Below are 15,030 nucleotides of genomic sequence, written 5' to 3'. Positions count from 1 at the left end.
TGGCCCCCTTTTTCCAGGCAGTTGACAACGAAGACGATGAACCGCGCCGCGGCATCAGCCGCGCGCCTCGAGCCGCGGAGCCGCCGCACGGCGGCCGCCTCCGAGCGTCAGCGCCAGATGCAGCGCAAGCGCCGCCGCGCTGCCCGCCGCGAGGATCAGCAGCAGGCTGGCCGGAGCGCCGCGCAGCAGGAGCGCCGCGGCATAAACGGAGGCGGTGCTGAGCAGATGCGCGCCGAGCGAGATCCAGAGCGAGCCGCCCGCCGCGCGCAGCAGGCCGTAGACGAGCGCGCCGAGCGCCGCGAACAGGCCGGTCTGGACATTCAGGAACACCGCGCCGAACAGCAGCGCCTGCAGCGCGACGGAGGCGGCAAGGCCGAAGCTGCGGCGGAACGCCCGCAGCAGCAGGCCGCGGAACAGCAGCTCCTCCAGCAAGGAGCCGAGCAGCAGGCTGCCGAGCAGGAAGACGAGCGGACTGCCGCCGGCCACGAAGCCGGCCAGTCCGGCGATCGCAGGCAGCTCCTCGCGGACGAGCGGCAGGCCGGTGAACGAGGCGATGAACAGCCCGAGCCAGACGCCCGACAGAGCCGGGGCCGCCCATCCGCGCGGGGGCCGGCCGAGGCCGAGCTCCGCCGCCCCGACGCGCTGCAGCCGCAGCAGCAGCGCATAGGCAAGCAGCACGGGCGGATTGACGAGCAGCAGCAGGCCGTTCGGATTGGCGGCGAGCCACTCGCGCAGGGCGGACGGCGAGCCGCTGCCGTACAGATAGCTGCTGGCGAGCGTCAGGATGGCGGCGTACAGGCCGACATAGAGCAGCGCCTCGGCGAACGCGCGCAGCGTTCTCATGCGCTCGCCGTCCTTCCGGCCGGCGCCTTTTCCGCCGGCCGCCTTTTGAACAGGAGCAGCACGCCCGCGGCGATCATCGCCAGCGAAGCGGCCATGATGACGGAGAGCGCCGATGCGCCGCCGAGATCCGGCGCGTAATGCCAAAGCGCGTACTGCAGCCCCTGGCAGGCGATCTGCGCGGCGATCGGGGCCCAGATCGAGTCGAGCCGGACGTAGAGCAGGCCGAACAGCACCGCTCCGAGAAAGCCGTAGAGCGACAGCGGCACGTCGCCGAGGAAAAACAGCGCGCCGTACAGCGCCCCCTGGAGCGCGATCGCCGCCCACACCGGCATGAGCCGGCGGAAGCTGTTCAGCAGCAGCCCGCGGAACAGCGTTTCCTTATACACGTTGCCGAGCAGCAGGAATCCGAGAAAGACATACCAGTCGGCGCGGTTGATGTAGTCGAACAGCGTCTGGAACTGGTAGTCCGACGAGCGGATGAGCGGCAGCTGCGAAAACGCGGCCGTGAACAGCCCGGCGCCGAGGCCGATCCAGACGCAGATCAGCACGGACGAAGGCTCGATCCGCCGGAAGCGGGCCTCGCGGAACAGATTCTGGCGGAACAGCAGCCAGATCGCGCCGATCATGAGCGGCAGGCCGACGATGTCGTTGAGCAGGATCGTGACGAGCGTATTTTTCTGGAACCAGGCCGTATCCCGGTACACATAGTCGAAGAACAGCGTCGTAACCGTGAAGAACCAGGCGAAATAGATGCCGATGATGACGACGGGACGCAGCAGGCCGTCTTTCCATTTGTTCATCCTTGGACCGTCCTTTCCCTCAAATTCGCGCGCTCGCCGGCGGCGTCCGCCAGCCGCTGCCGCGAGGCGTAGCGGAGCCGCAGCCATCCGGCGGCGGCGAGCATCAGCAGCAGGCTGCCCGCCGCGACCGACGCCGCGCCGGCCCCGCCCAGCGAGCCGACCGCCTCGTAGACGCCGGCCGGCTTGGCCGCGAAGATCAGGCTCATCGCCGTGATCTGCACGAGGATCGGCGCCCACAGCGAGTTCAGCGAGAGGCGCAGGTAGCCGTACAGCAGCCCCGAGCCGAAGCCGATGGCCGAGAGCGCCGGGCTCGGCTGGAAATAGGCGTATGCGAGCGCCTGCAGCAGCAGCGCCGCCGCGGCCGGCATCATGCCTCGCAGCTCCCGCAGGATGAGCCCGCGGAACAGCAGCTCCTCGTAAGCCGGAGCGACAAGTCCCGCTCCGAGGATGGCGAGCAGCAGATGATCGCCGCGCAGCAGGTCGTCCACGAGCGCCGGAATCGACGGATAGGCTTCCGCGACGGCGGGAATCTCGATCAGGCCGATGCTGAACAGGCAGCCGAGCACGCCGATGAGCGCGCAGCCGAGCGCGGCTCCAGCCGGCAGGCGGCGCAGTCCCGCCGCTTCGGCCAGCGAGGGCGATCCGCCGCGCGTCAGGCGGCGGACGCCTGCGAAGGCAAGCGCGTAGACAAGCGTGATCGACGCGAACAGCGTCGCCATGAACAAGGCCGGATTGCGGCCGAGCAGCTCGACGAACGGAGCGGTCCAGTCGATCCGGTACAGATGGTTCAGCCCGTACAGCAGGGCGTAGAACACGCCGAGATAAAACGCGATGCGGGCGATCGCGAAGGCGATCTTTTTCATGAGGAGATGATCCCCTTTCCTTGGTCTTGCTCGTCCGGCCGGCTCGCGGCGGCTTCCCGGTACAGAGCCGCCGCGCCGCGCAGCAGCTCGGCATAGCCGGAGGCCCAGCCTCGGACGAGCTCGGCCGGGAACTGCCGGGCGGCGTAGGTCCAGGAGCAGCGGAGCGGCAAGCCCGGCTCGCCGGCCCAGACGCTCAGCTGATGATCGAAGCGGTCGAGCAGCTCGCCTGCCGGCGGCAGCGGCGTCTCCGGCGATTCGAGCCGGAACAGCGGAGCGGCGCTCCAGCGGCCGGCGGACGGGCGGACGCGGCGGATGCGCTCCGCAGGGATGCCGACGCCGGAGGCCAGCGCCGCTTCGGCCGCGTCCAGCAGCTGCTCCATGCTTGCCAGCTCCCGAAAATCGGCGTTCCATACCGTAATCCGCCCCTGGCCGACCGTCGCGGCGACTCCGATGCGCTCGGCGCCAGCCGTCCGGCTCCAGTGGAGCAGGTACAGCCCGAGCAGCGCGCTTTCGAGCCGCGCGCCGCGCTCCTGCGCCATGGCGGCCAGAGGGGCGGCGGCGGCAGGCTCCAGCTCGATGTCGAGCCGGCCCTCCCTCGGTCCCGAGCGGACCGTCTGCGGCGGCTCGCCGGGAAGCGCCACGACCGGCCCTTCGAGGACGGCATCGTCCCCGGACCTGCTGTCGATGCGCGCGGCCAGCTTGCGGACCGTCGGGTAGCTGAACAGATCGGCGACCTGCAGCGCGCCGGGATAGCGCTCCTCCAGCCGCTGATGCAGCCGCAGCAGCAGCAGCGAGTCGCCGCCGGCTTCGAAGAAGCTGCGCCGGACGTCCGGCTCCCCGCCGCCGAGCAGCTCGCCCCACAGCGCCGACACCGTCCGCTCCGTCTCCGTCCCGGGCCGCTCGCGGACTTCGCCGGCCGGATCGGCCGGCTGCGGCTCCGGCAGCGCCCGCCGGTCGGTCTTGCCGCTCGGCGAGAGCGGCATGCGCTCCAGCCGGACGAACGCGGCCGGAATCATATAGTCGGGCAGCTCGCGGGCGAGCGCTTCGCGCAGCTCCCGCTCGGGCAGGATCGCTGCGGCCGTATAGTAAGCGCACAGATAATCGGCCCCTTCGTCTCCGGCGCGGCGGCGCAGCAGCACGGCCGCCTCGCCGATGCGGGGATCGCGCTGCAGCGCGGCCTCGATCTCGCCGCATTCGATCCGGTAGCCGCGCAGCTTGACCTGATGGTCGAGCCGTCCCAAGTATTCGAGCTGCCCGTCCGGCAGCCAGCGGGCCAGATCGCCGGTGCGGTACAGACGGCCGCCGCCGCGGAACGGGTTCGGCACGAACTTCTCTCGCGTCAGCTCGTCCCGTCCGAGATAGCCTCTGGCGAGGCCGATGCCGGCGATGCACAGCTCGCCCGGCACGCCGGGCGGCTGCATCCGCAGCCCCGGGCTCGCGACGTACAGCGCGGTCCGGTCGATCGGCCGGCCGATCGGCACGCCGCCGCCGCGCAAGCCTTCGCGGCTGCAGTTGTAGAAGGCGACGTCGACGGTCGCCTCCGTCGGACCGTACAGATTGACCAGCTCCGCCCCGCAGGCGCTGCGGATGCGGGCCTCGAACCGCTCGGCGAGGCTCGCGCCCAGCGCCTCGCCGCTCGCGAAGACGGTGCGCAGCGTCGCCAGCGAGCCGGCTCGCGCCGCCTGCCGCGCCGCCGCATCCTCCAGAAACAGATGCAGCATCGACGGCACGAAGTGCATCGTCGTCACTCCCGCCTCGGCGACCGCGCGCGCGATCGCAGACGGGTCCTTCTCGCCGCCCGGCTCCAGCAGATGCGCCGACGCTCCGGCGAAGCTCCACCACATCAGCTCCCAGACGGAGACGTCGAAGGTGACGGGCGTCTTTTGCAGGATGACGTCCTGCGGCGCCAGCGGATAGGCCCGCTGCATCCAGCGCAGCCGGTTCAGCACGGAGCGATGCTCGACCATGACGCCCTTCGGCCGTCCGGTCGAGCCGGAGGTGTAGAGCACATAGGCCAGGCTGCCTCCGCCGTGGCCGGCCGGCGGCGGCGCCGGATCGTCGTGGCGGCCGACCGCCTCCGCGACGTCGAGGCGCGTCGCCGCCGCCCCTTCCGGCAGCCGGACGTCCCCGGCCGTCAGCACGAGCGGCGCGCCGGAGTCCGCGAGCATGTAGGCGATACGCTCCGCCGGCAGCGACGGCGACAGCGGCACATAGGCGGCTCCCGCCTTGAGGATGCCGTAGATCGCGACGATCAGCTCCGGGCGGCGCTCCATGCAGACAGCGACGAGCGCCTCCGCTGCGACGCCGCGGGCCAGCAGCTCGCGGGCGAGCCGGTTCGACGCCTCGTCGAGCTGGCGGTAGGTGAGCGATCCGTGCGCGCTGCTCACGGCGAGCGCCTCCGGCGTCAGCCGCGCCTGCCGGCGCAGCACGCCGTCCAGCGTAGCCGGTCCCGCCGCTGCGGCGAAGACGGGCTCCGCCGGACCGATCGCGATCGCATCCGCCGGTTGGAAGCGCCGCTCCTGCTCGCGCTCCTCCGCCGCCGTCAGAAGCGGCAGCTCGGCGAGCGGCCGGCCGGCATCGGCGCAGGCCGCCTCGAGCAAGGCCACGTACCAGCCGGCCATGCGGCTGGCGTCCTCCTCCGTCAGCAGCGCCGACGCGTACTCGACCGTCAGCTCCACGCCGGCCTCGCGCTCCGCGAGCTCGAAGGTGAGGTCGAGCTTGGCGGCGTCCTGCCGCAGCCGGAACGGCTCGAGCCGCAGCCCGCCGGCCTCGCGGACTGGAGGCTCCATGTTCTGCCAGACGAACATCGTGTCGAACACCGGGTTGCGGCTCGGATCGCGGCCGGCGCCGAGCGAGGCGGCCAGCAGCTCGAACGGCAGCTGCCCGTGGTCCATCGCCTCGACGCTGGCGCGCCCCGCCGCCGCGACGAGCTCGCGGAAGCTCGACGCTCCCGCGGCGGGCAGGCGCAGCGGCAGCGTCTGCACGAACATGCCGACGACCGGCTGCAGATCGGGGTGGAAGCGCCCGCCTGCCGGCGTGCCGACGATCAGGTCCTCCTCCCCGGTCATCCGATAAAGCAGCGCGGCATATGCGGCCAGCAGCACCTGATACGGCGTCGCCTCCAGCTGCTCCGCGAGCCGCAGCGCCGAGCGGCGGACCGGCTCCGACAGCATCCGGGCGACGCGGCCGCCGCGCCCGTCCGGACGATCCGGACGCGGACTCGCCAGCGGCAGGTCGAGCGCCGGCAGCGGGCCGGCAAGCTTGCTTTTCCAGTAGCGCTCCTGCCGCTCCCGCTCCGGCGTCTCCAGCCAGCTCCGCTGCCAGACGGCGGCGTCGACGAGCCGCAGCGCCAGCGGCTCCGGCTCCCTGCCGTCATAAAACGCCGCGAAGTCCCGCGCCAGCGCGTTCAGGCTGAGGCCGTCGGAGACGATGTGGTGCATGTCGAGCAGCAGCGCCCCTCCGCGCTCGTCCCGCAGCAGGCCGGCGCGCAGCAGCGGCGCCTGCGTCAGATCGAACGGCCGCACGAAGCCGGCCGACGCTTCCTCCAGCGTCCCGGCAAGCCGCTCTGCCGTCAGGACGACATCGCGCTCGACAATCTGGACCGGATGGCCGTCGCTCCAGCCGAAGCGGGTGCGCAGCGCCTCGTGGCGCTCGACCAGCCGGCGCAGCGCTCGCTGCAGCCGCTCTTCATCGAGCTCTCCCTCCAGCCGGAGGCCGAGCGGCAGGTTGTAGGCGATGCCGTCCGGATCGAGCCGATGCAGGATGAACAGCCGGTTCTGGGCCGGCGTCAGCGGATAATGCCCGCGCTCTCCCGCCGACGGAAGAGGCGGCGATCCGGATGCTTCGGCCCGGCCGACCCGCAGCGCCATCTCCTCCAGCACGGGAGCCTCGAACACATCCCGCAAGGAGAACCGGACGCCGAACGTCCGCTCGATCGCTCCGGCCAGCTGCGCCGCGCGCAGCGAGTGGCCGCCGGCGCGGAAGAAATGCGTCTCCGCCGTCAAATCCCGGACGCCGAGCAGCTCCGTCCACAGCTCCGCCAGCCTCCGCTCGGCCTCGCCGGCCGGCTGCCTGCCCGTCGGCGCTCCCCCGCTCCAGTCCGGCGCCGGCAGCCGCTTGCGGTCGGTCTTGCCGCTCGGCGTCAGCGGAAACGACTCCAGCGCCACGAACCGCGCCGGCAGCATGTAATCGGGCAGCCGCCTGGCAAGCCGCTGCGGCAGCGTCCTCGCGGCCAGCTCGGCGCGCTCAGGCTCCGTCAGCCCGCAGGCGACGTAAAGGCATAGCTGCGGCTCGCCGAGCGGATCGTCCGCGAGCATCGCCACGGCGTCCAGGACGCCGGGAACGTCCATCGCGGCCTGCTCGATCTCGCCGCATTCGATCCGCTGGCCGCGCAGCTTGACCTGATGGTCGAAGCGGCCGCGGTATTCCAGCGATCCGTCCGCCAGCCAGCGCGCCTCGTCGCCCGTGCGGTAGACGCGCGTGCCGTCCGCCAGCGCGGCGAACTTCTCCGCCGTCAGCTCGGGCCGGTTCAAATAGCCGCGGGCAAGTCCGGCTCCGGCGATGCACAGCTCTCCCGGCGCGCCCGGCGGCAGCGGCTGCAGCCGCTCGTCCAGCACATGCAGGGCGATGTTGTCGATCGGGCGGCCGATCGGCAGCGGTCCGCCGCCGTACTCGGCGCAGTCGTAATGGCTGACGTCGACGGCCGCCTCCGTCGGGCCGTACAGATTGACGAGCCTCGGCAGCGGGCTGCCCGCAGGCCGCAGCTGCGCCAGCTGGGCGGCGTGGGCCGGCTTCAGCGCCTCGCCGCTTGCGAAGACGAGCCGCAGGCCGGCCAGCGGCCGGCTGCCGCCGAAGGCCGCCGCATACGGAAGGAACGTCCCCAGCATCGACGGCACGAAGTGCATCGTCGTAATGCCCTGCTCGCGGATCGCCCGCAGCAGGAGCGAGGGATCCTTTTCGCCGCCAGGCTCCAGCAGATGGACCGACGCCCCCGCGAGGCTCCACCAGAACAGCTCCCACACCGATACGTCGAAGGTGGCTGGCGTCTTGTGCAGGATGACGTCGTCCTCCGTCAGCGGATAGGCGCGCTGCATCCAGCTCAGCCGGTTGACGATCGCCCGGTGCTCGATCAGCACGCCCTTGGGGCGCCCGGTCGAGCCGGACGTGTAGATGACGTAGGCGAGCGATTCGGGCGACGCCTCGGCCGCAGCGTCGAGCTCCGGCAGGAGCTCGCCCGGCGCGGACGCCTCCGCGGCCAGCGCCTCCGCGACGAGCGTCTCCAGCTCCAGCCGCAGCCGCCTCGGCTCCGCGTCCGCCAGCTCCATGCAGGCGCCTCGCGAGGCGAGCAGCAGCCCGCAGCCGCTGTCGTCCGCGATGTCGCGCAGCCGCTCCGGCGGCTGGTCCGGGTCGATCGGCAAGTAGGCGGCCCCGGCCTTCAGCACGGCGAGCAGGCCGGCCATCATCGCCAGCGAGCGGCGCGCCGCAACGGCCACGATCGCGTCCCGGCCGGCGCCGGCAGCCCGCAGGCGGACGGCGATGCGGGAGGAGACGCGGTCGAGCTCGCGGTACGTCCAGACGCCTTCGGCGGAGCGGACCGCGGGACGGTCCGGGCTTCTCCGCGCCTGCTCGGCGAACAGGCCGTGCAGCGTGCTTCGATCCGGGTACGCGGCCGTCGTCGCGTTCCACTGTTCCAGCAGCCGCGCTTCCGAGCCGGTCAGCCGCATGAGGACGCCGAGCTCGGCATGCGGCTCGCGGACCGCCCGCCGCAGCAGCTCGATCCACGTCTCGGCCAGGCGCCGGACCGTCTGCGGCTGAAGCAGCGCCGCCGCGTACTCCAGCTCGCCGCGCAGCCCGTGCGGACCGTCGCCGTACAGGTCGAGCTTGAGATCGAGCTTGGCCGTGCCGGCGCCGCCCCAGCGCACCGGCTCCAGCGCGCAGCGGCTGCCGCGGACCGCCAGCTCGCCGCCGAACTGGCTGTGCAGGACGAGCATCGTGTCGAAAAGCGGATTGCGGGCCGGATCGAACGGGCCGCCCGCGAGCTCGAGCAGCCGCTCCAGCGGCAGCTCCTGATGCTCGATCGCGGACAGCAGCCGCTCCTGGACGTCCCGGGCCGCCCGCTCCAGCGGCAGCCCGCGCGGCAGCGCGACCCGGATCGGCAGGAACGAGTTGAACATGCCGATCATCGAGCCGGTGTCGGGATGGGAGCGGCCGGCGCCGAGCGCGCCGATCATCAGCTCCTCCGCCCCGGTCCAGCGGGCGAGCAGCGCGCCGTACAGCGTGAACAGCAGGCTGTTCAGCGTCACGCCGCAGCGCGCCGCGAGCGCTTCGAGGCCGTCCGTCAGCCCCTCGGGAAAATCGAACGCCAGCAGCCCGCCCTCGAAGGAGCGGCTCGCCCCGCGCGGCCGGTCGAGCGGCAGCTCCGGCTGCGGCAACGGAGCCGCGAGCTGCTCGCGCCACCAGGCGGCGCTCGCTTCGGAGCGCGCGGAGCTGCCGGCGTCCGGCAAGTCGCCGCTCGCCTCGGAGCGCGCGGAGCCGCCGGCGTCCGGCAAGTCGACGCTCGCCTCGGAGCGCGCGGAGCCGCCGGCGTCCGGCGAGTCGACGCTCGCTTCAGAGCGTGCGAAGCCGGCGTCCAACCAGGCGGCGTAGTCCTTGAATTGGACCGTCGGCGCGGGCTCGGGCAGGCCGCCCTCCAGGAGGCGGACGAGCTCCTCCAGCAGCAGGCCGACGGACACGCCGTCCACCGCGAGATGATGCAGGTTCAGCAGCAGGAAGCTTTCGCCCTGACCGCCTTCGGCATAACAGGCCGCAAGCGGCGGCGCGGCGTCCAGCGGCAGCGGACGGAGAAATGACTTCATCGCCCCCGGCAGAGCTTCCTCTCCGGCGATCCGCATGCGCTCCAGCCGGACCTCCGCCTGCGCCAGCACGAACGCGCGCGGCTCGCCGCCGGCATCCCGCACCTCGGTGCGCAGCGGCTCATGACGGTCGACGAGCGCCTGCAGCGCGGCGAGCACCGCTTCGGGGCCGGGCGATCCGACGAGCCGAAGCGCCAGCGGCACATGGTAGGCGAGACCGATGCCGCCCTGCCGCTCCAGCAGCGCGAGCCGCGCCTGGGCGGGATGGAGCGGGTAGCTCTCCGCCGGCGCCGCCGGAAGCAGCGGCTCCCTGCCGGAGCGCTCGGCTTTGTCGAGCCAAGTGGCCTGCTCGCGGATCGTCGGGCGGGCGAATACTTCCCGCACCGGCATCCGGACGCCGAGCCGGCGATGGATCAAGCCGGTCAGCGCGGCTGCAGTGAGCGAGTGCCCTCCAAGCTCGAAAAAGGAATCCAAAACGCCGACATCGGCCCGGCCCAGCGCCTCCCGCCACAGCTCCGCAAGCTCGCGCTCGCTCGCCGTCGCCGGCCGCTCGCGCTCGGCGCCCGCCGAGCCCGCCGCATCGCCCGGCTGCGGCAGCGGCAGCGCCTTGCGGTCGACCTTGCCGGTCGGGCCGAGCGGCAGGCGATCCAGACGGACGAGATGGGCCGGCAGCATGAACGGCGGCAGCCCGCCCGCCATCCAGCGGCGAAGCGATGCCGCGTCGAAGCGCTCCGGCGCGGCGACGACATAGGCGCACAGCTCCGCCCGGGGAGGCTCGCCGACGAGGCCGACATAAGCCTCCTCCGCCTGTCCGCTTGCCAGCAGCCTCGCCTCGATCTCGCCGAGCTCGATGCGGAAGCCGCGCAGCTTGACCTGCTGGTCGAGCCGGTCGAGGAACTCGAGGCTGCCGTCCCGGAGCCGCCGCACGAGGTCGCCGGTCCGGTACATGCGCTCGCCGGCGCGGAAAGGATGCGGCATGAACCGCGCCTCCGTCTCGCGCGGCAGCCCGACATAACCGGCCGCTACGCCGCCGCCTGCCACATGCAGCTCGCCGGGAACGAGATCGGGCGCGAGCCGTCCGCAAGCGTCGAGCACGAGCGCCTCCGTGCCGTCGACCGGCCAGCCGATCGGCAGCGAGGCCGCTCCCGGCGCCGGCGGCCGGACCGGCCAGGCGGTGGCGAACACGGTCGTTTCCGTCGGCCCGTACACATGCAGCAGCGAATCCGGGCCGAGCGCGGCAAGCGCCTTGAGCGCATGGGAGACGGAAGCCCGCTCGCCTCCGAACAGCAGCTTGCGCAGCCGCGGCAGCCCGTCCAGGCCGTAGGCCGCCAGCGTGTTGAACAGCGCCGTCGTGGCGAACAGCACCGTCACGCCTTCTTCCCGCAGCCGCCGGACGAGCGCCGGAGCGTCCATCGCCTCGTCGCTGCCTGCAAGCACGAGCCTCGCCCCGTTCGTCAGCGCCCCATAGATGTCGAACGTCGAGCCGTCGAACGCATAGCTCGACAGCTGCAGCAGCACGTCGTCCTGACCGATCTCCACATAGCCCGGCCGATCGACGACGCGCGCGACGTTGCGGTGGGTCGTACGAATTCCTTTCGGCCTGCCGGTCGAGCCGGAGGTGTAGAGGATGTAGGCCAGATCGTCGGGCGAAACGAAGCTCTCCGCGCGCTCCGCGGCTTCCCCGGCCGGGCCGGCGGAAGCCGTGCGCGGCAGCGGCGAGTCGGGCGAAGAGCTGGACGGACAGCGCCCGGCCAACGTCTCGGCCTCGATCAGCCGCACCGCACGTCCGCAGGCGGCGATCGCCTGCCGGCACAGCGGGAGCGCGGCTTCGTCGGCCAGCAGGATGTCGGCCTCGGCGTCGGCCAGCATGAATGCCGCGCGCTCCGCCGGATAGCCCGGATCGATCGGCACGTACGCGCCTCCGATCCGCAGGCTGGCGAGCAGCGCCGCCAGCTGCTGCGGCGAGCGGCCCATCGCGATCGCGATGCGGGAGCCGCGGCCGAGGCCGAGCGCGGAGAGAGCCGCCGCGACGCGTCCGGAAGCTTCCCACAGCCGGCCGTACGTCCAGCTGCCGCCTGCGAACGAGACGGCGATGCGCTCCGGCGACGCCAGCGCGTGCCGGCCGATCCGCTCCTGCAGCGGGACGGCGTCTTTTTCCGGCCAGCGGCTGAGGCCGCGCCGCAGCAGCAGCGCGCGCTCCTCCTCGTCCATCAAAGGGAGAGAAGCGGCGGGGCGCAGCGGATCGAGCGCCGCCTCGCGGGCCAGCTGCGCGTAATGGCGGAGCAGCTGCCGGGCCGTCTCGCCGTCGAACAAGTCCTCCGCATATTCCAGCCGGATCGACAGCCCTTCCGGACCGAGCTCGCATTCCCAGAACAGATCGAACTTGCAGGAGCCGGTCTCGATCATCGCAGGCCGCAGCGCCAGCTCCTCCGTGCGGAACTCCGGCAGCTCCACGTTCTGGAGCGTGAACGCCGTATCGAACAGCGCCGCGCGGCCCGGCTCGCGAGCCGCTCCGACGGCCTCGACGATCGCCTCGTAGCCGATCGCTCCGTGCTCGATCGCTTCGGCGGCCGCTTCACCGGCCGTCCGCACCCAGTCCAGCACGCTGCTCTCCCTGCTGCCGGTCAGCCGCAGCGGCAGCAGCGTCGCCAGCAGGCCGACGGTGCCGACCGTCTCGCGGCGGGTGCGGCGGGCGTACGCCGTGCCGACGACGGCGTCGTCTTCGCCCGCGTACCGCTCGAGCAGCACGCCGTAGACGGCGAGCAGCGCGCCGTACAGCGTCGTCCCGGCGCGGCGCGCGAGCCGGCCGAGGCCGTCCGTAAGCTCCGGACCGAGCGCGAGCCGCTCCGACCGTCCGCGGAAGGTCGGCCGTGCCGGGCGGAGCCGATCCGCCGGAAAAGCGGCGGCGGGCACGCCGGACAAGAACCGGTCCCGCCAGTAGCGCCGCGACCGCTCGGCAGCCGCGCCGCCCTCCTCCTCGCGCTCCCGCTCGGCGATGTCGCCGATGCCCGGAGCCGGCTCCGGCAGCGGCCGGCCATCGTACAGGGCGGCCAGCTCCTGCATGAGCACGCCCATCGAGCTGCCGTCCGTCACGAGATGATGCAGGTCGAGCAGCAGCCGGCGGCGCCCCTCCGGCAGGAGCAGCAGCTCCAGCCGCAGCAGCGGCGCCCGCTCCAGCTCCATCGGCCGGGGAAAGGCCCGCGCCCGCTCAGCCGCGGCCGCCTCGGCCTCCTGCGGCGCGAGCCCCGTCAGGTCGACGGTCGCAAGCGGCAGCTCCGCGCGGTCCGCGATCTCGGCGACGAGGACGCCGTCCTCCGCGACGCGGAACGAGGTGCGCAGCGCGTCATGACGGGCGAGCAGCTCCTGCCAGGCGCGCCGCAGCCGGTCATCGTCGAGCGGGCCGTCGACAGCGATCTCGTACGGCAGCTGATAGCTGAGCGAGCCCGGGTACAGCTGCTCGTGCACATGCAGCCGCCGCTGCGCAGGCGTTGCGGGATAGCCGGCGCGCATCCGCCTCCGGATCGGCTCGGCCGGCGGTTCGATCCGCGCCCCCTCCGCCTTGCGTTCCTCGATAAAGGCCGCCAGCGAGCGAGCCGTATCGTGCCGGAGCAGCTCCGTCAGCGGCAGCGGCGTCTCCAGCTCCTCCTGGATGCGGGCCGCCGCAAGGGCAGCGCGCAGCGAATTGCCTCCATGCTCGAGAAAGGAATCGTCCCGGCCGAGCCGCTCCGTGCCGAGCAGCTCCCGCCAGATCGCGAGCAGCCGGCGCTCTGTCGCCGTCTCCTCCTGCGACAGGCTTGGCGGCTGCTTGCCCGTCTCTCCGCGCGGCTCGCCTGCGCCGGCGCCTATCGCCGGAGCGGGCCGCTCCTCTTCCGCGGCCGTCTCCGCTGACGCGGACGGCGGCGCCCCCTTCGCAGGGGACGCATCCGCCGCTGCGAGGGACGCATCCGCCACTGCGAGGGACGCATCCGCCGCTGCGGAGGGCATATCCGCCGCCGCAGCCGCAAGCGCTGCCGCCTCCGCCGCCTCCAGCGCGGCGAGCGCCTCGTCGAAGCGGCCGGCGAGCAGCTCGTCCGCCAGCTCGAAGCGCTTGATTTTGCCCGAGGTCGTCTTGGGGATGCGCTTGACCGGAATGACGGGGCCGGCTTCAAGTCCGGCCCGGCGGCTCAGCAGGACGCGCACGCTGCGGCGGATGTCCAGAAACGACTCCGGCTTGCCGCGATGCTGCACGAATACCGCCGCGGCCTCGGAGCCGGACGCCGGGTCGGCGACGGCGCAGACCGCCGCCTTGCCCGCTGCGCATGCCGGCAGCTCGGCCAGCAGCTCCTCCAGATCATGCGGATAATAGTTCTGGCCGTTGACGAGCAGGATGTCCTTCACGCGGCCGGTCAGATAGAGCCGTCCTCCGTGGAAGAAGCCGATGTCGCCGGTGTTCAGCCAGCCGTCCCGGATCAGCGCTTCGTTGACGTCCGGACGGTTGTAGTAGCCTCCCGTCACGTTGAGGCCGCGGATGCAGACGAGCCCGGCCTCGTCCTCGCCAAGCCTGCGGCCCAGCTCGTCGAACAGCGCGGCCTCGCAGCCGGCGACGGACGAGCCGAGCTCCACGAGCTCCATCGCCTGCGGATCGCCGGCCGCCGCGAAAGGCACCGGCTCTCCGGGACGCAGCCGTCCGCGCCGGACATGGACCGTGCGCAGCCGCTCGTCCGGGTCGGGGAAGGTGACCGCCAGGCACGCCTCGGCGAGGCCGTAGACGGGAAAGAGAGCTTGCGGCCGCAGCCCGTAAGGCGCGAGCCGCTCCAGGAACGAGCGGCAGGCGTCCGCCGAGATCGGCTCGGCTCCGTTGAACAGCAGCCGCACGGCGGACAGATTCCAGCCCTCCGCCTGCTCCGGCTTGAAATGCTGGAGCAGATGAAGGAGGCCGAAGTTCGGCGAGGCGAGGCAGGTGATCCGCTCGCGGGAAGCGAGCTCCAGCCAGCTCATCGGCCGCAGCACGAACTGCGACGTCGGCATCAGCCACTGGGTCATGCCGGCCAGCAGCGGCGACAGATGGAAGCCGATGAGGCCCATGTCATGCGTCAGAGGGAGCCAGCTGAGCGAGGAATCTCCCGGCCCGGAACGGGCTCCGTCGACGATGCCCCGCATGTTGGCGAGCAGGTTGGCGTGCGTCAGCACGACTCCTTTCGGATCGCCTGTCGATCCCGAGGTGAATTGGATGAACGCGGGCTCGTCCGGATCGGCTCGATGCGGCTGAGTCGTCCCGCCGTCCGCCGCCGGCTCCAGCTCCGCGATCCGGATCACGTCCGCGCCGCCCGCCGCCTCGGCGAGATCGGCATCGGCAAGCACGAGCGGAGCGGGCAGCTGGGCGAGCACGGCCGCCAGCTTGCGGCGCTGCTCGTCCGTCCGCGCCGCCGCGAGCGGCACCGGCACGGCGCCTCCGAGCAGGCTGGCCCAGAACAGCTCCAGGAAGCTTGCGTTGCTTTCGGTCTGAAGCACGACATGCCGGCCGGGCCGCAGCCCGCGGCGGCGAAGGGAGACGAGACAGCCGAGCGCGCGGCTCTCCAGCTCGGCATAGGGGAGGAATCGTTCGCCGGACGGCTCGGCGAAGACGATGCCGGACGCATCGCGCCTTCTCGCGGCGAGCAGCCCGGTCAGCGTGAGGAAGGAGTCCATGATGTC

At 72.4% G+C, this 15,030-nt stretch carries 4 protein-coding genes; all 4 read right to left on the bottom strand.

The genetic code is table 11. The annotated features are described in order from the left end of the window. Positions 1-54: 54 nt before the first annotated feature. From B8V81_RS17220 to B8V81_RS17205, 4 genes are read right to left on the bottom strand one after another with little or no spacing between them, the layout of a single operon-like run. The gene (locus tag B8V81_RS17220) at positions 55-843 is read right to left on the bottom strand and encodes a CPBP family intramembrane glutamic endopeptidase (protein WP_028599893.1); all 789 of its coding nucleotides are present in this window, start codon (positions 841-843) and stop codon (positions 55-57) included. Next, positions 840-1,643, bottom strand: a complete 804-nt coding sequence (locus tag B8V81_RS17215; RefSeq protein WP_028599894.1) for a CPBP family intramembrane glutamic endopeptidase — start codon at positions 1,641-1,643, stop codon at positions 840-842. The genes B8V81_RS17220 and B8V81_RS17215 overlap by 4 nt, the downstream gene beginning before the upstream one ends. Then, a complete protein-coding gene (locus B8V81_RS17210) occupies positions 1,640-2,506 on the bottom strand; it encodes a CPBP family glutamic-type intramembrane protease (RefSeq protein WP_052333450.1) in 867 nt (288 codons plus the stop codon). The genes B8V81_RS17215 and B8V81_RS17210 overlap by 4 nt, the downstream gene beginning before the upstream one ends. After that, positions 2,503-15,024 (bottom strand): non-ribosomal peptide synthetase, encoded by a 12,522-nt coding sequence (locus tag B8V81_RS17205; protein WP_101808831.1) that lies wholly within the window; start codon positions 15,022-15,024, stop codon positions 2,503-2,505. Before B8V81_RS17205 ends, B8V81_RS17210 begins: the two co-directional genes overlap by 4 nt. Positions 15,025-15,030 lie beyond the last annotated feature (6 nt).

Origin of the sequence: Paenibacillus pasadenensis (assembly GCF_002864175.1) — a bacterium.
Taxonomy (GTDB): domain Bacteria; phylum Bacillota; class Bacilli; order Paenibacillales; family Paenibacillaceae; genus Paenibacillus_O; species Paenibacillus_O pasadenensis.
Note: the sequence above shows the minus strand (reverse complement) of the source record. Positions and strands in the feature narration are given on the sequence as shown.